At 36.4% G+C, this 21,899-nt stretch carries 19 protein-coding genes; 10 read left to right on the top strand and 9 right to left on the bottom strand.

Annotated features, from left to right (window positions below; translation table 11 throughout):
• The first annotated feature begins 42 nt into the window (after positions 1 to 42).
• From AC07XN_RS10485 to AC07XN_RS10465, 5 genes are all read left to right on the top strand, one after another.
• Positions 43 to 882 (top strand): SDR family oxidoreductase, encoded by an 840-nt coding sequence (locus AC07XN_RS10485; protein ID WP_494743023.1) that lies wholly within the window; start codon positions 43 to 45, stop codon positions 880 to 882.
• A gap of 150 nt (positions 883 to 1,032) precedes the next feature.
• Positions 1,033 to 1,524, top strand: a complete 492-nt coding sequence (locus tag AC07XN_RS10480; protein WP_309915488.1) for a KdsC family phosphatase — start codon at positions 1,033 to 1,035, stop codon at positions 1,522 to 1,524.
• A 141-nt stretch (positions 1,525 to 1,665) separates the two neighbouring features.
• On the top strand, positions 1,666 to 2,571 hold the full coding sequence (locus AC07XN_RS10475) for an N-acetylneuraminate synthase family protein (protein WP_309915485.1): 906 nt from the start codon (positions 1,666 to 1,668) through the stop codon (positions 2,569 to 2,571).
• 251 nt (positions 2,572 to 2,822) lie between these two features.
• Entirely contained in the window at positions 2,823 to 3,734 is a 912-nt protein-coding gene (locus tag AC07XN_RS10470; RefSeq protein ID WP_309915482.1) for a sterol desaturase family protein, read from the top strand.
• Entirely contained in the window at positions 3,735 to 4,106 is a 372-nt protein-coding gene (locus tag AC07XN_RS10465) for a DMT family transporter (RefSeq protein ID WP_494743022.1), read from the top strand.
• Here AC07XN_RS10465 and ribD read toward each other — a convergent pair.
• Positions 4,072 to 5,139, bottom strand: coding sequence for a bifunctional diaminohydroxyphosphoribosylaminopyrimidine deaminase/5-amino-6-(5-phosphoribosylamino)uracil reductase RibD (gene ribD / locus AC07XN_RS10460; protein WP_494743021.1), 1,068 nt, complete (start codon positions 5,137 to 5,139; stop codon positions 4,072 to 4,074). The genes AC07XN_RS10465 and ribD overlap by 35 nt on opposite strands.
• A 19-nt stretch (positions 5,140 to 5,158) precedes the next feature.
• Here ribD and prmC point away from each other — a divergent pair, with 19 nt between their 5' ends.
• Entirely contained in the window at positions 5,159 to 6,019 is an 861-nt protein-coding gene (gene prmC, locus AC07XN_RS10455) for a peptide chain release factor N(5)-glutamine methyltransferase (protein ID WP_494743020.1), read from the top strand.
• Positions 6,020 to 6,087: 68 nt separating this feature from the next.
• Here prmC and AC07XN_RS10450 read toward each other — a convergent pair whose 3' ends face one another.
• From AC07XN_RS10450 to AC07XN_RS10440, 3 genes are all read right to left on the bottom strand, one after another.
• Positions 6,088 to 6,930 carry an endonuclease/exonuclease/phosphatase family protein gene (locus tag AC07XN_RS10450; RefSeq protein WP_494743019.1) on the bottom strand — a complete coding sequence of 281 codons (843 nt, stop codon included), beginning with the start codon at positions 6,928 to 6,930 and terminating at the stop codon, positions 6,088 to 6,090.
• Positions 6,931 to 7,210: 280 nt separating this feature from the next.
• The gene (locus tag AC07XN_RS10445; RefSeq protein ID WP_494743018.1) at positions 7,211 to 7,414 is read right to left on the bottom strand and encodes a cysteine-rich CWC family protein; all 204 of its coding nucleotides are present in this window, start codon (positions 7,412 to 7,414) and stop codon (positions 7,211 to 7,213) included.
• A 57-nt stretch (positions 7,415 to 7,471) separates the two neighbouring features.
• The gene (locus tag AC07XN_RS10440; RefSeq protein WP_494743017.1) at positions 7,472 to 9,307 is read right to left on the bottom strand and encodes an ABC transporter ATP-binding protein; all 1,836 of its coding nucleotides are present in this window, start codon (positions 9,305 to 9,307) and stop codon (positions 7,472 to 7,474) included.
• Between the two features lie 525 nt (positions 9,308 to 9,832).
• Between AC07XN_RS10440 and AC07XN_RS10435 the strand changes: the two genes are divergently transcribed.
• Genes AC07XN_RS10435 through AC07XN_RS10425 form a run of 3 tightly spaced genes read left to right on the top strand, consistent with a single transcriptional unit; the run spans position 9,833 to position 12,715 of the window.
• Positions 9,833 to 11,017, top strand: coding sequence for a glycosyltransferase family 87 protein (locus AC07XN_RS10435; protein ID WP_309915459.1), 1,185 nt, complete (start codon positions 9,833 to 9,835; stop codon positions 11,015 to 11,017).
• A complete protein-coding gene (locus AC07XN_RS10430) occupies positions 10,999 to 11,958 on the top strand; it encodes a glycosyltransferase family 2 protein (RefSeq protein ID WP_309915456.1) in 960 nt (319 codons plus the stop codon). Before AC07XN_RS10435 ends, AC07XN_RS10430 begins: the two co-directional genes overlap by 19 nt.
• Positions 11,933 to 12,715 (top strand): polysaccharide deacetylase family protein, encoded by a 783-nt coding sequence (locus tag AC07XN_RS10425; RefSeq protein WP_494743016.1) that lies wholly within the window; start codon positions 11,933 to 11,935, stop codon positions 12,713 to 12,715. Before AC07XN_RS10430 ends, AC07XN_RS10425 begins: the two co-directional genes overlap by 26 nt.
• Here AC07XN_RS10425 and AC07XN_RS10420 read toward each other — a convergent pair.
• The 4 genes from AC07XN_RS10420 to AC07XN_RS10405 all read right to left on the bottom strand — a co-directional run bounded on the left by AC07XN_RS10420 (position 12,687) and on the right by AC07XN_RS10405 (position 16,877).
• Positions 12,687 to 13,430 (bottom strand): glycosyltransferase family 2 protein, encoded by a 744-nt coding sequence (locus tag AC07XN_RS10420; RefSeq protein WP_494743015.1) that lies wholly within the window; start codon positions 13,428 to 13,430, stop codon positions 12,687 to 12,689. The genes AC07XN_RS10425 and AC07XN_RS10420 overlap by 29 nt on opposite strands.
• Before the next feature lie 16 nt (positions 13,431 to 13,446).
• Positions 13,447 to 13,935, bottom strand: coding sequence for an NADH-quinone oxidoreductase subunit C (locus AC07XN_RS10415; protein ID WP_309915447.1), 489 nt, complete (start codon positions 13,933 to 13,935; stop codon positions 13,447 to 13,449).
• Between the two features lie 5 nt (positions 13,936 to 13,940).
• Complete coding sequence (gene nuoB, locus AC07XN_RS10410) at positions 13,941 to 14,495, bottom strand: NADH-quinone oxidoreductase subunit NuoB (RefSeq protein WP_309915445.1); 555 nt, start codon at positions 14,493 to 14,495, stop codon at positions 13,941 to 13,943.
• A gap of 87 nt (positions 14,496 to 14,582) precedes the next feature.
• Positions 14,583 to 16,877, bottom strand: coding sequence for a T9SS type B sorting domain-containing protein (locus AC07XN_RS10405; protein WP_494743014.1), 2,295 nt, complete (start codon positions 16,875 to 16,877; stop codon positions 14,583 to 14,585).
• Positions 16,878 to 17,260: 383 nt separating this feature from the next.
• Here AC07XN_RS10405 and recG point away from each other — a divergent pair, with 383 nt between their 5' ends.
• On the top strand, positions 17,261 to 19,357 hold the full coding sequence (gene recG / locus AC07XN_RS10400) for an ATP-dependent DNA helicase RecG (RefSeq protein WP_494743013.1): 2,097 nt from the start codon (positions 17,261 to 17,263) through the stop codon (positions 19,355 to 19,357).
• A 70-nt stretch (positions 19,358 to 19,427) separates the two neighbouring features.
• Here the strand turns inward: recG and AC07XN_RS10395 are convergent, their stop codons facing one another.
• Positions 19,428 to 21,320, bottom strand: a complete 1,893-nt coding sequence (locus AC07XN_RS10395; RefSeq protein ID WP_309915429.1) for an amidophosphoribosyltransferase — start codon at positions 21,318 to 21,320, stop codon at positions 19,428 to 19,430.
• Positions 21,321 to 21,899 lie beyond the last annotated feature (579 nt).

The raw sequence follows: 21,899 nt of genomic DNA, 5'->3' as shown, positions 1-21,899 counted from the left end.
GTTATAAATAATCTGCTTGATTTTAGATACGTTAAATTATTTATGGAAAATACAATCACAAGTCCTGATTTGAACCTCTCTCAATTATTTTCTTTGGAAGGGAAAACGGCTATCGTAACGGGTGGCACTGGACTTATCGGTAAAAAGCATTGCGAAGCGTTAGTAGCGGCTGGAGCCAATGTAGTAGTGGCAGATATTGCGCAGGCAAACCCACAAAAATTTGCGGAAAACTTTGGAGAGAAAGCGATAGGAATAAGCATAGATGTTACTGACGAAGCCTCTTTAGAAAATGCAAAACAAGCAATCATAGCTCGTTTTGGGTCGATAGATATTTTGGTAAACAATGCTGCTATCAATGATATGTTTGAAAATCCAGAACTAGCAGCAGAGCTTTCGGCTTTTGAAAAATACCCGATAGCATCTTTCCGCAAGTCGTTAGAAGTAAATGTTTTAGGCGTGTTTTTATGCTCACAAATATTTGGTTCGGTCATGGCTGAACAAGGTAGTGGAAGTATTATCAACATCGCTTCTACTTACGGAATTGTTGGGCCAGATCAAAGCATTTACCGTAACGAAGCAGGCGAGCAGTTATTTTTCAAATCGCCATCATATCCTACTACTAAGGGAGCTATTATCAATTTTACAAGATATCTAGCGGCTTATTGGGGAAACAAAGGCGTAAGAGTAAATACGCTTTCGCCCGGCGGTGTAGGAAATGCTCAAGACGAATATTTTGTAAAGAATTATTCAGCCAAAACTTTATTAGGTCGAATGGCTACTGCAAACGACTATCAAGGAGCTTTGATTTACCTAGCTTCTGATGCCTCTGCATACATGACAGGCGCAAACTTAGTTGTAGATGGTGGTTGGACGGCTGTTTAATTGTGATTGGAATAGTTGTGAGTTAGTGAATTATAAACTAGCAAATTCTGAGTTAAATCAAAGAATGTATAAAATCCTATTTTGAATCATTCACTCAATCACTAACTCACAATTCACTAACTAAAAACTATCTCAATCACTCAATAAAACATGAATATACACGAAAAAGCAAAGCATATAAAATTACTCATTACTGATTGTGATGGTGTGCTGACAGACGCAGGCGTTTATTATGGCGAGAATGGCGAGGTATTAAAAAAATTCAATATCCGTGATGGAATGGGTGTAGAAAGACTTCGTAAATCAGTCAATGTAGAAACTGCTATTATCACAGGAGAGGTTTCTCCTTCAGTGGTGAAAAGAGCTGAAAAGCTAAAAATCACGGAATTACACCTAGGTATCAAAGACAAATTGGCTATTCTAACACAGATAATGGTTAGCCGTAATCTTACCAAAAACAACATTGCCTACATCGGTGACGATGTAAACGATATTGAAATTATGCAAAATGTGGGACTAACTGCTTGTCCTAATGATGCCATTAGTTTTACCAAAGAAGTAGCCGATTATATCTGTCAAAACAAAGGTGGCGAAGGCTGTTTCAGAGAGTTTGCAGAATTGATTATTGCGGCACAATCTTAATTGATTTTAAAAATTTAAACAATAATGTCTTCCAGAGATTGTATAAATCTAACTATTTATACAATCTCTTATCCCCAAAGACATCAATACTTTTCTAACAAACCCTCCTCGGGGGTCAGGGGGTTTTTACGTCCATTACAAATGAAAAACGTTACATTATCATCAGGAAAAGTTATCGGTAAGGGTCAGCCATGCTACATTATTGCCGAAATCGGAATCAATCACAATGGTTCTTTAGACGTTGCCAAACAACTGATTGACGAAGGGGCAAATGCAAAAGCAGACGCTGTAAAATTTCAAAAAAGAACACCTGAATTATGTGTTCCACTTGACCAATGGGAAATTCAGCGTGATACTCCTTGGGGAAGAATGTCGTACATCGACTACAAACGTAAAACTGAATTTGGCAATTTAGAATATTCAGCCATCGACCAGCACGCTAAACAAAGAGGTATCGACTGGTTTGCATCACCTTGGGATGTTGAGTCGGTTGATTTCTTAGAGCACTTTAGCCCAGTATTATACAAATTAGCTTCGGCTTCTCTAACTGACTTAGAATTAATCGAGAAAATTCTTCATACTGGTCGCCCATTAATGATTTCAACAGGTATGTCAACTGTAAAAGAGATTGTTGAGACAGTTGCTTTCATTAAAAACTTTGATGAAAACTACCCATTGATGATTGCTCATTCTACTTCAGCTTATCCATGTAAGCCAGAAGAATTGAATTTAAGCATGATTAAAACGTTGGGTGAAATGTTCCCAGATACTCCTATTGGTTATTCTGGCCATGAAACAGGCTTGGCTACCACTGTAGCGGCTGTGGCTTTAGGTGCTACTTTTGTAGAGCGTCATTTCACACTAGACCGTGCTATGTGGGGTTCTGACCATGCTGCTTCTGTAGAGCCTCAGGGCTTATCACGTTTAGTAAAAGACATCCGTGACGTAGAAATTTCGGTAGGTGATGGCGTTAAAAAAGTATATGAAGCTGAGATATCTCAGATGAAAAAGCTTAGAAAACATATCTCAGCAGAATACTCTGCTTAGTGTTTATTAAATTAATATTAAGCTTATCAGTAAATGTCGGTTTTATTATCTAATATTGATTAGAGGAAGTAGATTTTGTTCAAGAGGTAGAAGCTTTTGTAAAGTTTCTACCTCTTAATTTCTATAAAATTCAGACAAATAAAGTAATTAATGGAAATTCCTTTTCCGCGTAATATTATCATACAACCAATATGAATCTCTTAACAATAACCACTTCAATATTAATATGTTGGATAATTTTTATTATTCTGATGGAAAGGTTATATCCATATCGTAAAGGTTTAAAGCTTTTCAGAGAAGGCTTTTGGGTGGATTTAGTTTGGTATACCATTATTCAGAGTTTCTTTCTTAAAATTCTTATTTTCGATTACATTATTCAGCCAATCAATACAAGTTTCGATTGGTCTGAATACCAATTTGTTAAACATTGGTCAGTTCCAGTACAAGTTCTTTTCTTTCTGATTACACACGATTTTTATATCTATTGGTTTCATCGCTTTCAACACTCCAATAAATTTTTCTGGAGAACACATGAAGCACATCACTCTGGAAAAGAAGTTGACTTTTTAGAAGGTTCGCGTTCACATGCTGTAGAAATTATCATTAATCAAACCATTGAATTTCTACCCATCATTGTCTTAGGTGCAGACCCTGCTGTTCTACCGATTAAAGCCTTATTAGATGCTATTTTTGGCATGTTTATTCATGCTAATATTGATGTAAAAATGGGTAAATGGAAGTATATTTTTAATTCACCAGAATTGCATTTATGGCATCATTCCAATTATCAAGAAGTGTTTCATGCTAATTTTGCAACAAAATTTGCCTTCTGGGACTATCTTTTTGGTACAGTGTATTTCCCTGGACACAAACCAGGCAATGAGCGAGAAAATTGGGGATTATATTATGACTATCCGAAAGACTATTTCTTACAGCACGCTTTTTCGGTTAAACGTTTTGATGAAAAGAAATTATTACGCTTTAAATGGTTTGCATGGTATTATAACCTTCGCCCTACCATTTTGAAAAAAATCACACATTGGATTGAAGATATTGAACATTATTTTCTAATTGAAAACTCGAGTATGAATTACCGTAGAATAGAACAACACAAAATAGAAGAAAATAAAGATTCCAATAATCACCCCTCAGACCTTACATAAATGGCTTGGATATACCTTATTATTGCTGCTTTGTTTGAAGCAGCATGGACTTTCTCTTTAAAATTATTTAGTTTTAAAGATATTAAAGCACTTCCCTTAAACAAGTATTTCGCTACAGAAGGGATTCTAACACTAATGCCATTCTTGGGTTATATCGTTTTTGGATTAGCCAATGTTTATTTTTTCTCCGTTGCGCTTAAAACTGTTCCCACAGCTACGGCAATGGCGGTATGGACAGCAGCCACATTGATTTTTATTAAAATAGCCGAAATAGCCTTCTTTCATGCAAAGTTAAATTGGTCTGAAGTCTTTTTTCTTTTGTTAATTACGGTAGGAATTATTGGTTTAAAGGTAGTTGGTGGTAAAGTGTAAGGATATTATCACTACCAAGCTTTTCGCTTACACTAGCAACACCTTTAATTTGGGGGGTAGCTATACCTCTCTCTAGTATTTTCTTACTTTGTAATACAATTGCTTCATCCCATAGATTGGCATCGATAAAGCTTTGCAATAATTTACTACCTCCTTCCACAATCAACGATTGTACTTTTCGTTGTGTTAAATCTTGTATAATTGTCGATAAAAAGTCTTTTTCTTGCTCTATTTTCACAAAAACAACATTATTTTCTTCTTTATTTACTAGTAAATTATAGCAAATAGTAGGCTGTGAGCCATCAAAGATATGCAAGGATTTATCCAAGGAAAGGTCTTTATCTATTACGATTCTTAAAGGACTTTTACCAGTCCAAAAACGGTTATTCAGACTAGGGTTATCATACCGAGCCGTATTAGTGCCGACCATGATGGCATCTTCTTCACTACGCATTTTATGAACAACCCTTCTGGAAAGAGCATTAGATATTTGAACAGCTTCAAAATTCTCTTTAGCAATAAACCCATCCGCAGTTTCTGCCCATTTCAGAATAATATAAGGGCGTTGCTTTTCGATAAAAGTGAAAAACCGTTTATTCAATGCTCGTCCTTGTTCTGCTAAAATACCCGTCTCTACCGCTATTCCCGCCGCTTGTAGCTTGGCAATGCCCTTTCCTCCTACCAATGGGTTTGAATCTACATTACAAATGATTACTCGCTTGACGGCATGCTTTACCAGTAAATCTGCACAAGGGGGTGTCTTGCCAAAATGTGAACAAGGTTCAAGCGTGACATATACATCAGCTTCTGTCAACAAAGATTTATCCACTACCGAATTTACAGCATTTACTTCTGCATGGGCTTCTCCATACTTTTTATGCCAGCCTTCACCAATTATTTTCCCATCATGTACAATTACGCAACCTACCATCGGATTGGGCGATACAGTCTCTGCCCCTAAACGAGCTAATTGCAAAGCACGAGCCATCCACATTTCAGACTTGTTAGCGTAAATTTCTTTGTAACTTTGCATAAATTTTATTGATCATTTTATGTCTGCAAAAACCTTTTTTCAACAATTAGTATCCGAAATTAGTGCTGTTTATGATGAAAACGAAGCAAAAAGCATCGTTTATTTAGTGTTAGAACACTTTCAAGGTATTTCTAAAACAGATATTTTGCTGGATAATCCACTAAAAGAGGTTTTTGATTATCAAGATATTATCACCCGACTCAAAAATCATGAACCTGTTCAGTACATTATTGGCGAAACGGAGTTTTATGGAAGAAGATTCAAAGTAAGTCCTGCTACTTTAATTCCCAGACCAGAAACAGAAGAATTAGTTGAACTAACATTAAATACTTTTCAGGATTTAGTAAAAAGCAAGTTGATTGTATCGAATCCGAAAATATTAGACATTGGCACAGGTACGGGTTGTATTGCTATTTCTGTGGGAGGCGGTATTGATAACGCCTCTGTAACAGCTTATGATATATCAACAAAAGCACTGCAAATTGCGCAGGAAAATGCAGTAACCAATAAGGTAAAAGTAGATTTTGAAGAGGTAAATTTTTTGGATGAATCTAAGCATGAGTCCCTACCTATGTTCGATATTATTCTTTCTAATCCTCCTTATGTTACCCATTTTGAAAAACATGAGATGGAGAAAAATGTATTGGCTTATGAGCCACACCTCGCTCTTTTTGTAGAAGACGGCAATCCACTGATTTTTTATAAAGCTATCGCCAAATTTGCCAAAAAACATTTATCGGTAAATGGATTTTGTATCGTAGAAATTAACCAATCATTTGGTTTAGAAACAGCAGCTTTATTCTGGGACGAAGGTTTTAGCAGTGTTGAGGTAGTGAAAGACTTTTTTGGAAGAGATAGAATGGTGAAGGCGTTGTTATAGCTATCAGCTTTCGGTCTTCGGTCATCAGCTAAAACGCCGATAGCCGAAGACCGAAAGCTGATAGCCGATTAAAATGCAAGTTGTGCAAAGACAGCATGATGGTCTGATGCAAAACGACCATTCCAAGTATTACTTAGTGTTCCGTGTTTCAATACTTTGATTTTATCGGTATTCAGAAAAATATAGTCTATCAATTTCCCTTCTATTTCTTTAGCCTGAAATCCATTAAAAGTACTTACTGGACCAAAGTGTGGTGTTGAAGTAACTTTCTCCGTATCAATTAATCCTGCATTAATGATAACAGTTGGCTCTTCTGTCGGAGTACTGTTGAAATCTCCTGTCAGAATCACAGGAATTTTAGCATCAACTGCTTTGATTTTAGCGACTAACATTTTAGCACTTTCACGACGAGCTACTTGACCAATATGGTCGAAGTGCGTATTGAAGAAATAGAATACTTTCTTGGTTTTATTGTCTCTGAATTTGGCATAAGTAACAATACGATTCAATGCGGCATCCCAACTTTTGCTTGGTACATCAGGTGTTTGGCTTAACCAAAAAGTATTGCTTTCCAAAATTGTAAACTTATCTTTTCTATAAAATGTGGGCGAAAACTCTCCTCCTTCTTTAGCATCATCACGCCCTACGCCTACATAGGCATAATTAGGAAGTAATTTGGTTAAATCTCTAATCTGTCCGACTAATACCTCTTGCATTCCACAAATATCTGCTTCATAAAAATCTAGCATACTACTAAGATTTTCCTTGCGTTTAGCCCATTGATTTTCGCCATCCTGCACAGTTTCCATGCGGATATTGAAAGTCATTACATTCAATTTTTGTTGTGAATAACTGCTCATAGAAGTACTTATTAAAAGTATTAATAGCAGAGAATAGAAAGATTTTTTCATTTACTGACTGTTTGAGATTTTTTCAGCAAAGCTATTCATTTTCGATGTCAGACCTGACCTGATGTAGATGAAATTTGTGTAAAGGAATTTGGGGAGGGGGACTTTTTGGAAGAAGGACTTGAGGATTATTAGACTTGAGGACTTTAAGATACTAGACGGAAGATTCAAGACATAAGACGCTAGACTGGAGAAACAAGATGCAAGAAATAAGATTTTTTGTGTTCTTGCCTAATATCACCCGAAAGCCGAAAACTGAAATCCGACTTCCGAAAGCCTATGACTACGACACTTCTGCTTTTAGTTCCTCTAAACATTCATTGCACAAGCACGCTCCATCAAACTCCCACTGACTAATATCTGAAATGTGTTCAATTTGGGTTTTGGTTAGATTGATTTTCATACAGTCGCACTGTAAGATATTATTTACCTTACAGATAAAAACTTTCCCACATCTCGGGCAACCTTCTTGAGCGTGCTTTCCCATGATAAATTATTTAAAAACCTTAACCTCAAAGGTTTATGAATTATAGCTAATAGCTATCTACGTTTCCTGCATACTGTTTAACTTCTTATAAAATCCATTTTCGTTTTCTAAAAGTTCACTATGGGTTCCTCTTTCTACAATCTTTCCGTGATTAATTACCAAAATTTCATCTGCGTGTTGAATCGTGCTAAGTCGGTGGGCAATTACTAGCGTAGTACGATTTTTCATCAAATGCGTTAAGGCTTCTTGCACCAATTTTTCTGATTCTGTATCTAAGGCCGAAGTCGCTTCATCCAAAATCAAAATAGGTGGGTTTTTCAACACTGCTCTGGCAATACTCAATCGCTGACGTTGTCCGCCAGAAAGCCTTCCACCACGGTCGCCAATAAAGGTTTCGTAGCCATCAGTCAACTGTGTGATGTATTGATGAGCATTGGCAATTTTAGCGGCTTCTTCTATCTGTGCCTGACTAGCCACAGAACCAAAAGTAATGTTGTTGGCTACGCTATCATTGAACAAAATAGATTCTTGTGTTACAATACCGATTTGTTTACTTAAAGACGCTAATCGAATATGTTTTAGGTCTATGCCATCCATCAAAATTTGTCCTTCCGTAGGGTCATAAAACCTTGGTACTAGGTCGGCTAGGGTTGATTTCCCTCCGCCTGATGTACCGACCAAAGCAACTGTTTTCCCTTTCTGGATTTTGAATGAAATATTATCTAATACTTTTCTCCCCGTTTGGTATTCAAAGCTTACATTTTTGAATTCAATTTCTTCTTTAAACTCAGGTATATCAACAGCATCTTTCGCATCTTGGATAGCAGGTACTGTATCAATCAATTTCAGAATTCGTTCTGCCGAAGCTATTCCCCTTTGTATGCCACTAAAAGCATCTGCAATTACCTTAGCAGGTCGCATTACTTGTGAAAACAAAATGATAAAAGAAATAAACGTTGAGGCACTTAGGCTTTCGTCATTATTAATCACGAGCGTACCTCCATATAATAAAATCCCAGCAATAACGGTTACTCCCAAAGCCTCAGAAACAGGAGATGTCATTTCCTGACGATATACCATGCGTAATACTGCTGCTTTATAGCCATAGTTTTCTACTTTGAAACGTTCGGCTACTACCTTTTCAGCATTAAATCCTTTTACGATTCTCATTCCTCCAAATACTTCGTCGAGTGTACCAATCATAGCACTCTGGCGTTCTTGTACATCACGAGCAGCACGTCGTAATCTTCTACTGATAGTCGCAATTACCCCCCCTGAGATAGGCAAAATCAACAAGGAGAACAATGTCAATTTTACCGACATATTAAACAAGAAAACAAAGTACATAATGAGTGTAAAAATCTCTTTGAAACTTGCCGTAAAAGCTCTACCAACAGAGTTTTCAACCTCTTGCACATCCGTAGTAAGATGCGCCATCAAATTCCCTTTGCGTTCATTGTTAAAAAAACCAAAATGTAGGTTAAGAGTTTTCTCAAAAATGGCTTGACGCAAAGATGCAATGGTCTGAGCCTCTACTGTTTTCAGGATTCTTTGAGATAAATATCGAAAGATATTTGAACACACCACCGATACTATGATGGCGATACAAGCAAACTTCAAGGCTCCCATTCTACCGTATAAATCAATGATTTGGTAGAAGTAATAATTAAAGATTTCTTTGAAGTAATCTGATTCAAGCGAGAACTCAGGCTTTTTACTAAACTTCTCTAAATCAACCGTTTGCACTTTATCAAACAATACATCAAGCAAAGGAATTAGTAACGTAAAGTTTAAAATGCCGAACAAGCTCGCCAGTAATGAAAATAAAAAATATGGAAATGCAAACACCCTTAGAGACTCTGCATATTGAAGAATACGAAAGTAAGTTTTCAATGAAAATTGTTTCAGATTTGAAAGTAAAAGCAAAAATAACTGCTACAAATTTAGTAAAATGTATTGACTATTTCTGCTTTGATAAATATCTGCAATATAGTACTTGAATGATTAGGCAAAAAACACTAAATTGTGAAAGATAAATATTAATTTTGTTTAGAAGCTCCCACTAAGGCTTTGAAACCTCTTTAGGATATATACTAATTGCTTTTATGATTAAATCATTAAAACTACCAAACCCTTTTTCTGTAATTGGAATAAGGATTTCTCAAGTAGAATATGTGCTCAACACTGTCTACTCTTTCTGGCAAAAGGTTTTCTTGCACCGTGTGTATCAGCGCAATTCTTCTCAGAATTTGTCTTATCAATTTTGTTATGTCCAGTCCAACCTTATTGAACCAATTAACGTCAATAATAGCACTTTGTCGTTTCTATCCTAATAAACTTCATGTTTGTTAAAAATAGCACGATTATTGAACACAAGTAAGGTAAAACTAATTGCTCAAAGGAAACAAATACAATAGAATGACATTTTCTGTTCTGAAAGACAAAAGAAAGCTACTTCCAATTTTGTGGTTTTTACTGCCTGTTGTTGCTGGCTTTATGAAATGGCGACTTCATTCAATAAATAATTACAATATTTTTAAAGGTGTATTTACGCACCTCATACACTTTAATAATTTATACGAATTATACCCACAGGAATATTTTGATTCTAATCATTATGGACCGTTGTTTAGTTTGATTATTATGCCTTTTACATTCATTCCTGATGTAATCGGCATTCCGATTTGGGTAGCATTCCATGCTTTTGTACTTTACAAAGCGTTTGCTTTATTGCCTATAAAACCAGCCTATCAATGGATTTTATTAGCCATTTGTATCGTCGATTTAAACACTTCATCTCATAATTTACAAGTAAATCCTAGTGTTGTGGCTTTGATAATACTTTCGTGGTATTATGTAAAAAAAGACCAAGTAATATGGGCAACACTTTTTGTAATGATTGGCGTCTTTGTAAAGCTATATGGCATCGTAGGGTTAGCTTTCTGGGTATTTTCAGATAGCAAGCTAAAATACATTGGATATGCTATTATGTGGGCCGTTATCCTTTTTGTTTTACCCATGGCTATCAGTTCGCCTGAATTTGTAGTACAATCATATTACGATTGGTTCAATAGCTTGGTTCATAAAAACATTGAAAATCAAGGCGTTGAAAATGGTGTTGGTACGAGTATGCAAGATGTTTCGCTGATGGGTTTTGTCAGAAGAGTAGGCGGTTTCCCTAACCTCTCTAATCTGTTCTTTCTTGTACCTGGTTTTATTTTACAAGTACTTCCTCTATTAAGATTTAAACAATATAAAAACTTACTCTTTCAATTAAGATACCTTGCTTCCTTATCCATTTTTGTAGTCATTTTTTCATCATCATCCGAATCCCCAACTTTTATTATTGCGGTGGCTGGTGTGGCAATCTGGTTTATTACACAGGCGCATCCTGTGGAACGATGGGTTTGGATGTTACTTTTTACAGTTGTAGCCTTTACTTCGCTTTCAGCAACAGATATTCTGCCAGCTTGGTTGCGAATGAAGTTTATCGTTTACTCAATCAAAGCCTTGCCGTGTTGCTTGGTTTGGTTTGCTTGTATTTATCAACTTTTTTTAAGTGAAACCTCAGAAATTAAATCATTATGGATCAGTCAAGAATAAACATTTGTATCCTTTCGGCGGCATACAATGAGGGTGAAAACCTCTTAGTTTTTTACCATGCCGTAAAAAAAGTAATAGATAAATTACCTTATAATTTTGAGTTTTGTTTTGTCAATGATGGTAGTAAAGACGATACGCTTGCTGTCATTAGAACACTAGCCCATAAAGACGAATCTGTAAAATATATTTCTTTTTCAAGAAATTTTGGGCAACAAATAGCCTTAAAGGCGGGTATCGATAGCATCAATGCTGATGCTATTATCATGATGGATAGCGACTTACAGCATCCGCCAGAGATGATTCCAGATTTGATTGATATTTGGCTTTCTAAAAAAGTGAACATGGTCAATACGCTTCGTGAAGAAGACCAAGATTTATCATGGTTCAAAAGACAGTCTAGCAAGAATTTCTATAAAATCCTGAATAAAGTAAGTGACCTAAAACTAGAACCCGGACAAGCTGATTTCCGCTTGATTGACAGACAGGTAACTGAAACCTTGAAAAATACCAAAGAACAAGATGTATTTTTAAGAGGGATGATTCAGTGGATTGGCTTTGACCAAGCAACGATTAAATACAAAGCCAACAAGCGTTTTGCTGGAGAAAGTAAATATACTTTTTCAAAAATGTTGCGCTTGGCATTAGCAGGTATTACATCGTTCAGTATTAAGCCATTATACACTGCCATTTATATAGGTTTCTTCTTTGCTCTTTTATCATTTTTGTACTTACCCTACGTAATGTATAGCTTTGCGGTTGGTAAAGCCGTTGATGGTTGGGCATCGTTATTAATGACGGTTGCATTTTTTGGAGGATTAAATTTAATCGTATTAGGGGTTTTAGGAATTTATATTGGCAAAATTTTAATCCAAAATAAAGAAAGACCTTTGTACATTGTTCAAGAACAAAATATTCATGAAAATAGCCTTGTTGAGTTTTGATGTAGAAGAATTTGATATGCCCTTTGAATATGGCGGTGTTCCGCCTATGGAAGAGCAAATCGCCACTTCTAATCAAGGTTTACAGTCCATTGTTTCATTATTAGATAAATATCAAGCTACTGCTACCTTTTATTGTACGGGAGTATATGCTTTGGCAAAAACAGCACAGATTAAGGAATTAAGCAAAAAGCATGAGATTGCTTCGCATAATCATTATCATTCTAGCCATAAAAAAGAAGATTTAAGTACGTCAAAAGCTATTCTAGAAAACATTACCCAACAAGCAATTGTTGGGTTTAGAATGCCTAGGATGGCGCCTGTTTCGGATGCTGATTTGCTAGATGCTGGCTATTTATACAATGCCTCTATCAATCCAACATATTTACCGGGGCGATACGATTATCGTCATATTTCTCGTACCTTTTTTACTCAGAACAACCTGATTCATTTCCCTGCTTCGGTTTCACCTGCTTGGCGAGTACCTTTGTTTTGGATAGCCTTTCATAATTTCCCTTTGTCTTATTTTTTCTATTTATGCAAAAAAGTAGTAGAAGCTGACGGCTACTTACATTTGTATTTTCATCCTTGGGAATTTACAGATTATACAGATTTACCTAATGGCGCAAAATATCCTTTCTACTTACATAGAAATAACGGCAAAAAAATGTTGGAGCGATTCGATAAGCTGATGGCTTTTTTACAAAAAGAAGGCTTTGAGTTTAAAACCACTAAAGATTTTTTGCTTCCTTCAGTTTAGCGTATTTAATTACGGGATTCATGGCGGCAAGTAAAGCCCACATAAAACCTGCGTAACCATCTAAACAAGACCCTTTCAGCAGGTAAATCTTTAAGAAAGTAATAGGGAAACGAGTAACGATGGTGGCAACAGAGGCTTTTTTGCCACGTTCTGCCAGCGTTTTTGCTCCTAGTGAAGTATATTTATTGAACTTATTGAAGTAGTCTGTCAAATCACGGTAGCTATCGTGTAGAATATGGTTTTTCAATACCCTTACTTTCCCTTGAATCTCAACGCTTTCGTGTACGTGTTCGGTGTTCCAATTACCAAAATTTCGGTTGAAAAGTCTGAGCGTAAGCCTTTTATATTCTCCGCTAAAACGCAATAGCTTCCCCAGAAAGATTAAAGAGCGAGGAATTTTATAGGCTTGATATGGCGTCTCTTCTAGCGAAAGGCTTTGTATTTCTTGTTGTAAAGCAGGGCTTAGTTCTTCGTCATCATCCAGTGAAAGTATCCAATCGTTGCTAGCTTGCAGGGTAGCAAAGTTCTTCTGAACACCATAGTTATCAAATTTTCTGTAGATAACTTTTGCATTATATCGCTCGGCTATTTTAAGCGTTTTATCACCACTGCCCGAATCGACTATCACGATTTCATCTGCCCAAACTACTGTTTCCAATACTTTAGCCAATGTTTTTTCAGAATTAAAAGTAATCAGTACAACACTTATTTTCATTGGATAGGAGGAGGAATCAATATTTTACTTGGATACCATGATAGTATTCTTGGGCCTGATAATCTTTTCGAAGTGGATGTCCATCCCAATCTTCGGGTAATAAAATTCTTCTTAAATCTGGATGACCTGTGAATTCAATTCCCATTAAATCAAAGGTTTCTCTTTCGTGCCAATCCGCTGTTTTCCAAATATTACTAACAGTAGGCACTTTGGGCAAAGCTTCTCCTTTTTCATTTCTTGGGAAAACTACCTTTAACATCAATTTATGTTCGTAAGGGATTGAATAGAGGTTATAGATTACCTCCATCGTTGCCTTTTCAACACCATTATCCAAACCCGTCAGGCAAGATAGCATATCAAAGTAGCAATCTTGATGTTCAAGCATTAATTGACATACTTCTGCAATGTTTTCTGTAGGCACAGTAATACATTGGTGGTCGGCTTGAAGAATGATCGCTTCTCCAAATTTCTCTATCAGAATATCTTTAAAGTTTTCTATGTTCATCTTGCTTAGGCATTAATGGCAAATGCTGGTTTTTGATTTCTGGCTTCTTCCTCTTCCATGTCTAATAATGCCTTCGGAGCTACTAAACTTTCACTTCTGATTTTTTCTTGCAGTTTCAAAAAACCACCAATCAAAGCCTCGGGGCGAGGCGGACAACCCGGTACGTACACATCTACTGGGATGATTCTATCCACCCCTTTCACTACATGATAGCCGTGTTCCCAATAGGGTCCTCCGCAATTTGAACAGCTTCCCATCGAAATTACATAACGAGGTTCAGGCATTTGTTCATAAAGACGACGAATACGGTCGGCCATTTTGAAAGTAACTGTTCCTGCCACAATCATTACATCCGACTGTCGAGGGGAAGGTCTCGGAAAAACACCAAAGCGGTCTAAATCATAGCCAGAGGCCATCGTCTGCATCATTTCAATAGCACAGCAAGCCAAACCAAAGCCCATAGGCCAAAGCGAGCTTAAGCGTGCCCAGTTAATAAGGTCATCTACTTTGGTAATGACAACGCCACCTTCATTGAACTGTTGATCGAGTAATCCTTGCATAATGATTTAGATTTGTAGGGCTAAAAATATTGTCCCCGACTGCAAATTTAATCTCATTCCTGCATTTTACTGCTCTCACCCTTAAAATTATCTGACAATGGTTAAATATCCTGTGATGGGGCGGATGTCTGCATCGGCTTTTATCACGTAATAATAAGTGGCTGCTGGTAAGCTAATATTATCTATTCGCCCATTAAATGGATTAGAGCGATAACTCAGCGTACTAAAAATTTCGTTGCCCCAGCGGTTATAAATTTTCACTTCAGCATTTGGATATTCTTCGATACCTTCTAGTTCCCAAACATCATTTACATTGTCTTGATTGGGTGTAAAGCCTGTCGGCACAATAATCTTGGCTTTCACTTTTACCACAATATTATCGCTATTAGTACAACTACTTGTAGATGATTTTACTTTTAAAACGTATTCGGTAGTAATACTTGGTGAAGCAATAGGACTAGCGATACTCGGATTGTTCAAACCATTGGTTGGAGACCATTCGTAAATCAAATTATTATCAAAACCTCCGCTAGTGATACTTTTTAAGGTAATAGTATCGCCCTTGAAAATAATTTGGTCGTTACCTAATAGCACTTTCGGAATTAAATCAACAAAGGTTATTCTATTGAGTTTAGATACACAGCCAAAACCATTGGTGTATTGATAGGTAATTGGAGAATACCCATAAATTAATGGTTCAAAGGTAGTACCATTTACACCTCTGCCTATAAATTTAGCTTTAGTGGCATCATAAGGACTGACGTAGTTCAATAAGTTAACTTTTAGGTTTGTAGTACCACAAAAAGGATAAATTGTATCAAACCTGATGGGGGTTAATGGGTTTACTGTAAATTTTAGGGTATCAGACATCTTTTTACATCCGTTGTCGTCTGTCACTAATACTTTATAAATTCCAGATTTTAATACATTTAAGGTATTATCAGCTGATTTTTTGATTGAGACATCATCTTTAAACCAATCGTATTTCAGGTTGTATCCTAAATTGGCTACAAGCGGAATAGTATCTGTATCACAAATCACTTTTTTACTAATCGTATTTGTTATCAAAGCATCTGGCAGCGCATAGATTGTTACTTTCGATGAAGGTTCATATTCGCAAACACCTCCTATTTGTTTCATCCGACCTAAGTATTCTCCAGATAAATTAGCCTCTAATATGTGGCTATTATTATTGGGAATGTCAAAGCCATTACGAGTCCACTGATAACTATAATCACTCGGCGAAAACGCACTTCCATTTTGTTTTTGAATACTTAATTTAATTGGAATTTCATCAAGGCAAGCCTTTTTTTCATCGGGATTAATCACAAATTGTTCCCCAGCAACTTTACTAACAATTGTTTCATCAGAAGTTGTCGATTCGCTACACCCAGTATTATAGCCAATTATTACAGTATATTTCCCCGGTTCATTAATTCTGATTTTATAACGATTTTCATTAACAAGATTAACATCGTTTTTTTGCCATTGATAACTATATTTCGTATTGATTTCTGTAGCTAATTCTACAAATCCATAATCACAAAAATCGATAGTAGCTGTATGTGTTTTAATCGGTGATAAGTCTTTAAAAATGTCTGGTTTAGCGGGTGCATCAAAACAATCTATTACTTTCAGTTGGAAATCTCTTCTGGAAACACCAATTACTACTCCATTCCGAATTTCCTCTACCATCACCGAATATACAAAAAGTCCAAGTTCGGTAGCGGTTAGTGTCATTATTCCTTGGTTGTCGATTTTCATACCGGGACTTTCGGCTGGGATAGCGCTAGTGGCACTATAACCACTGTTCCAATTAATCAATGGAATAGATGAAGACCCGATAGGATTATTTATATTATTCCCCCCTACGCTATACCCCCTATAAGGAGTTACAAAAGAGTAGCGTAATTGATCTCCATCAGCATCTGTAGCAGAATTATCAAACCTAAATGGCTTACCTTTACAAATATATTCACCATTAGGCGTCGTGAATTCTGGAGAAGAATTTACAAAATCAACACCATTTATCTTTAATGCTGGAAATTCCAGATAGAATAACATTCCTGTATTTGATGAATTGCTAATATTGTTGGCTGAATTTCTACAGCATCTGTCATAGGTCAGATAATAGCCTTGTGCATCATTATACTCATCTGGATTTAAGTCTATGTTTTCAGAAAAAGTGATGTCTGTAATATTCAATCCCTGATTAGTAGCACAAGCCGCATTACTATAAACAAAAGGACGACCTGCTAAATCAGCAGTGAACAACGTAAGTGTCCTCATTAAAAAATTATCTCTTTTACGAAAAATACCTACTTTTATCCCATTGTCTTGTGCAGTAGCTGTTCTAACAGCATTGTCGAAATAGAGATGCATAGTCAAAGTAAATGAACCATGGGTATTCCCTCGGACAAGACTAAAATTACCCCCAAGAATGTGATTGGCTCGGAGCTGGAAGCTACTTAAAAAGCAGAGAACGCAAAAAAATGCAACGTAAATTTTCTTCATAGTTTTTGGATTCGAGAGAGTCTTTTTATTAAAAAAGCGTAGAGGGGAAGTATTAATTAGTATATTTTCTTTAGAGATTCAGAGGGCTTAAAGGTAATATTTTGATATAAAAATCAGTATTTTCACATAATTGTTTATCATCTATCTAAAATATTGTATTTCTTTTGAACAACCAAAGGCAAATATGTTCATGGAGCAATTCAATATAAGACTACTAACTTACTAATAACGTTGCGATTAAGAGCAAAATTATGCAAAACAATTTTTTCGATACCCGCATAGAAATCCTCAAGGGTGTAGGTGCTGCAAGAGCACTACTCCTCAATACTGAATTGCAAATTTTTACCTATGCCGACTTAATTCAATACTATCCTTTCAGGTATGAAGACCGCACTAAATTCCATACAATAGCCGACTTATATGAGGGAATGGAGGTAGCACAAATAAAAGGAAGGCTACATTTTGTGGAGAAAATGGGCGAAGGTCATAAGGCTCGTCTTACTGCCCAATTCTCTGATGGAACGGGTACGATGGAATTAACGTGGTTTCAGGGAGTAAGTTTTTTAGAGAAAAAGTTAAGACCTAGTTCAGAATATGTTATTTATGGCAAACCTGCTTTCTTTCAAGGTCGCCCACAAATGCAACATCCCGAAATGGAATTGCTTAACCCAGCCAATGAAAAAGGAGGATATTTTCAGCCAGTATATGGTTTAACCGAAAAATTAAAAAAACGCTATATAGATTCTAAAGTAATTGCGACGATGCAACGCAATTTATTAGACATCTCCTATTCACAAATCCGAGAAACACTACCTGAAAATATCAGACAGAAGTTCCGTTTGATAGAAAAGAAAGACGCTGTTTATAATATTCATTTGCCGATGTCAGAAGCTTGGTTACATCAAGCTAGACGCAGGTTGAAGTTTGAAGAACTTTTCTATAATCAGCTCAGACTTATCAAACAAAAGCTGAATAGAAGGACTGACTATAAAGGACAAGTTTTTAAGAGTACTACTTTAGTAACAGAATTTTATAAAAATCATCTTCCTTTTGATTTAACCAATGCCCAAAAGCGCGTAATCAAAGAGATTTTTGAAGATATGAAATCGGGCAAACAAATGAATAGGCTTTTGCAAGGTGATGTAGGTTCTGGAAAAACCATTGTTGCTTTCATTTGTATGCTTTTGGCCATAAGCAATGGCTGTCAGGCATGTATTATTGCCCCTACCGAAATTTTAGCAGACCAACATTATCAAGGCTTAAAAGATTTTGCAGATTCATTAGGCATTAAAATTGATAAACTGACGGGGTCTATTCGTAAAAAAGCTCGCGCTAGTATTCATGAAGGGCTTTTGGATGGTTCGTTGAATATCTTAGTGGGAACACATGCCATTTTGGAAGATATTGTACAGTTTCAAAACTTAGGTTTTGTAGTTATTGATGAACAACATCGTTTTGGTGTAGCACAAAGAGCCAAACTGTGGGAGAAAAACTCTGTCATTCACCCTCATATTCTGGTAATGACGGCCACTCCTATTCCTCGAACCTTGGCCATGACGCTGTATGGAGATTTAGATGTTTCTATCATTGATGAATTACCTAAAGGTCGAAAGCCTATCAAAACTGTTCATCGTTACGATTCGCACCGCTTAAATGTGTTTGGTTTTATGCGTGATGAAATCAAAAAAGGGCGACAAGTATATGTGGTGTATCCATTGATTGAGGAGTCTGAAAAATTAGATTACAAATACTTGGCTGATGGTTACGAAAGCATAGTAAGGGCTTTTCCTGAATACCATATTAGCATAGTTCATGGAAAAATGAAGCCAGCAGACAAAGATTTTGAGATGCAACGCTTTATCAAAAAAGAAACGCAAATTATGGTAGCAACTACCGTGATTGAAGTTGGCGTAAATGTGCCGAATGCTTCTATTATGGTCATTGAAAGTGCCGAACGTTTTGGGCTATCACAGTTACACCAATTGCGTGGACGTGTAGGACGTGGGGCAGAACAAAGTTATTGTATTTTGATGACGGACGTAAAGCTTTCTAAAGACACCCGTATCCGTTTAGAAACCATGGTACGAACAACGGATGGTTTTGAAATTGCTGATGTAGATTTACAATTACGTGGGCCAGGGGATTTATCAGGGACGCAACAAAGCGGCGTAATAGATTTACTCATTGCAGACCTAGCCAAAGATGGCGAAATATTAAGGGTAGCCAGAGAATGTGCTACAGCCATCTTAGAAGAAGACCATGACTTAGACCTACCCAAAAATGCGATGGTTAAAGAACAAATAGAACAGCAAAAAGCAAATGCTAGCAACTGGGCTAGGATTAGTTAATGATAAACAAAAACGACTTGCCAAATCATCTTCGGCAAGTCGTTTTCATTTATTTTATATCGCTGCTCTACTAGTAAGCTCTCATCTCAACACCCTTCATAAAGTTTACAAAAGCAGTATTTACTACTTTGTTCCCTCCTGGTGTTGGATAATTACCTGTAAAGTACCAGTCTCCTGTATCATTCGGACAAGCCTTGTTTAAACTATCAACTGTTTGATAAACAATTGCTAATTCAGCTTTCAAGTCTTTTGGTTTTACTAACTCAGCAATTTTATCTGAAATCTCTTCTGTTGTAAACGGTTCATAAATAGCTTTTACAAAGTTCTCTTTATGAGCAGTTCCTAATTCTATTGCTGTTAAACAACGCCCTAGTGTATCTTCTAGTACATCATCCATATTTCTTTCAATCAGTAACTGATAAGCCGCACGGAAAGCTACAAATTCTTTCATACGCGACATATCTATACCATAGCAATCAGGATAACGAATTTGTGGTGCCGAAGAAACAATAACGATTTTCTTAGGGCCTAATTTATCCAATAACCTCACGATAGAACGCTCTAAGGTAGTTCCACGAACAATAGAGTCATCAATCAACACTACATTATCAACGCCTTTCTTGATTACCTCAAAAGTAGTATCATATACATGAGCTACCATGTCATTACGGTCGGCATCGTTGGTAATGAATGTTCTTAGCTTAACATCTTTAGAAATCAATTTTTCAACCCTTGGACGGAAAGTGAGCAAATCTTCAAGGTCTTTTTCAAACAAAACACCTTCCATGATAGCCTTTTTACGTTCCTTAGCAAGATAGTCTTCCAAACCTTCAATCATTCCCAAAAAGGCTGTTTCGGCAGTGTTAGGAATGTACGAGAATACCGTATTCTTCAGGTCGAAGCTCACCTCTTGGAGTACCTGAGGAATCACTAAACGTCCTAATTGCTTACGTTCTGCATAAATATCTGGATCTGAAGCTCTTGAGAAATAGATGCGCTCGAAACTACAAGATTTTCTTTCGATGGGCTCGATGAATTGTTTTTCAGAATAATCTCCTTTTTTATCGATGATTAAAGCGTGTCCTGGTTGCACCTCTTTAATATCTTCATAATTACAGTTGAAGCTTGTTTTAATGGCTTGCTTTTCAGAAGCTACTACCACTACTTCGTCGTCGGCATAATAAAATGCTGGTCTGATTCCTGCGGGGTCACGGGCTACAAAAGCTGCTCCGTATCCAGTCATTCCACACATGGCGTATCCGCCATCAAAATCACGACAAGAACGTTGTAGAACCCTTTGTAAATCTATATTATCCTGAATAACATCCGATAATTCTGGATTATGATATTCACTTTTAAAATATTCGAATTGGCGTTGGTTTTCTTCGTCCAAAAAATGTCCGATTTTCTCCATTACCGTTACTGTATCTACTTTTTCTTTCGGGTGCTGTCCTAACGAAACCAGTTTATCGAATAACTCTTCAACATTTGTCATGTTAAAGTTTCCAGCCATTACTAAGTTTCTGCTTCGCCAGTTACTTTGTCTCAGCATCGGATGACAGTTCTCTATTTCATTCTGTCCGTGTGTTCCATAACGAAGGTGTCCTAAAAATACTTCGCCAGAAAAAGCCACATTTTCTTGAATCCAATGAGCATCTTTAGCTTTGTCTTTGTTGTCCTTTAGAGCCTTTCGGAATTTCTTGTAAATCTTTCCAAAAATATCAGGTACGGCATTTTGTTCTACAGAACGGTAGCGGCTGATATAACGGTGACCCGGAGGAACATCAATCTTGATGTTAGCAACTCCTGCACCGTCTTGTCCACGGTTTACTTGTTTTTCCATCATCAAATACAATTTATTCAAACCGTACAATGGCGTGTTGTATTTGTTGATATAATACTGATAGTCTTTCCGAAGACGGATTAGCGCTATCCCGCACTCGTGTTTAATTGCGTCAGACATGACTTTAATTATATTTTTTTTGAATTATTAGAACTTATTTTTTGGAAAATAAAGTTCCCTAAACCAATGTATTAAATGTCAAATGGTTTTGGTAAGAATTCGCAATAAATCTCAGATTAAAAAAAAATTAAAGATGGGTTATTTTTCTGTAAGCAAAATTACAGATATAACTTTGAAAAAAGCAAATTTTAAGGTCTCATTAACACTATTTTTTACAATCATTTTCAAAATTGTAACTATTCTTAGATTTAGTTAAAATATTAGTATTTATCTGTTAAGACTATAGGACTGGAGGATTTAGGACTAAAGGATGCTATACTTAAAGACGCTAGACTTAAAGATACTAGAATTTAGGACTTGAAGATTTAGGACTAAAGGATGCTAGACTTAAAGACACTAGAATTTAGGACTTGAAGTTTTAGGACTAAAGGACGCTAGACTTAAAGACACTAGAATTTAGGACTAAAGGACGCTAGACTTAAAGACGCTAGAATTTAGGACATGTGCTTGCCTAAAATAGGTTGCCCTGAGTTTTGTGAAAGTTAAAGTACTTAAAATTGTAATATAGTTTGATTTGGG

The sequence above is a fragment of the Arcicella sp. GW458-12-2-14-TSB2 genome (assembly GCF_059423785.1).
This window is presented reverse-complemented; position numbering and strand designations above follow the sequence as displayed.

Coding starts and splice junctions, on each gene's coding strand:
- AC07XN_RS10425 (WP_494743016.1), top strand. CDS start 11,933: ATGAAAATAGCCTTGTTGAGTTTTGATGTAGAAGAATTTGATATGCCC.
- AC07XN_RS10450 (WP_494743019.1), bottom strand. CDS start 6,930: ATGAAAAAATCTTTCTATTCTCTGCTATTAATACTTTTAATAAGTACT.
- AC07XN_RS10465 (WP_494743022.1), top strand. CDS start 3,735: ATGGCTTGGATATACCTTATTATTGCTGCTTTGTTTGAAGCAGCATGG.
- AC07XN_RS10420 (WP_494743015.1), bottom strand. CDS start 13,430: ATGAAAATAAGTGTTGTACTGATTACTTTTAATTCTGAAAAAACATTG.
- AC07XN_RS10415 (WP_309915447.1), bottom strand. CDS start 13,935: ATGAACATAGAAAACTTTAAAGATATTCTGATAGAGAAATTTGGAGAA.
- nuoB (WP_309915445.1), bottom strand. CDS start 14,495: ATGCAAGGATTACTCGATCAACAGTTCAATGAAGGTGGCGTTGTCATT.
- AC07XN_RS10395 (WP_309915429.1), bottom strand. CDS start 21,320: ATGTCTGACGCAATTAAACACGAGTGCGGGATAGCGCTAATCCGTCTT.
- AC07XN_RS10435 (WP_309915459.1), top strand. CDS start 9,833: ATGACATTTTCTGTTCTGAAAGACAAAAGAAAGCTACTTCCAATTTTG.
- AC07XN_RS10475 (WP_309915485.1), top strand. CDS start 1,666: ATGAAAAACGTTACATTATCATCAGGAAAAGTTATCGGTAAGGGTCAG.
- prmC (WP_494743020.1), top strand. CDS start 5,159: ATGTCTGCAAAAACCTTTTTTCAACAATTAGTATCCGAAATTAGTGCT.
- ribD (WP_494743021.1), bottom strand. CDS start 5,139: ATGCAAAGTTACAAAGAAATTTACGCTAACAAGTCTGAAATGTGGATG.
- recG (WP_494743013.1), top strand. CDS start 17,261: ATGCAAAACAATTTTTTCGATACCCGCATAGAAATCCTCAAGGGTGTA.
- AC07XN_RS10405 (WP_494743014.1), bottom strand. CDS start 16,877: ATGCATCTCTATTTCGACAATGCTGTTAGAACAGCTACTGCACAAGAC.
- AC07XN_RS10445 (WP_494743018.1), bottom strand. CDS start 7,414: ATGGGAAAGCACGCTCAAGAAGGTTGCCCGAGATGTGGGAAAGTTTTT.
- AC07XN_RS10480 (WP_309915488.1), top strand. CDS start 1,033: ATGAATATACACGAAAAAGCAAAGCATATAAAATTACTCATTACTGAT.
- AC07XN_RS10485 (WP_494743023.1), top strand. CDS start 43: ATGGAAAATACAATCACAAGTCCTGATTTGAACCTCTCTCAATTATTT.
- AC07XN_RS10430 (WP_309915456.1), top strand. CDS start 10,999: ATGGATCAGTCAAGAATAAACATTTGTATCCTTTCGGCGGCATACAAT.
- AC07XN_RS10470 (WP_309915482.1), top strand. CDS start 2,823: ATGGAAAGGTTATATCCATATCGTAAAGGTTTAAAGCTTTTCAGAGAA.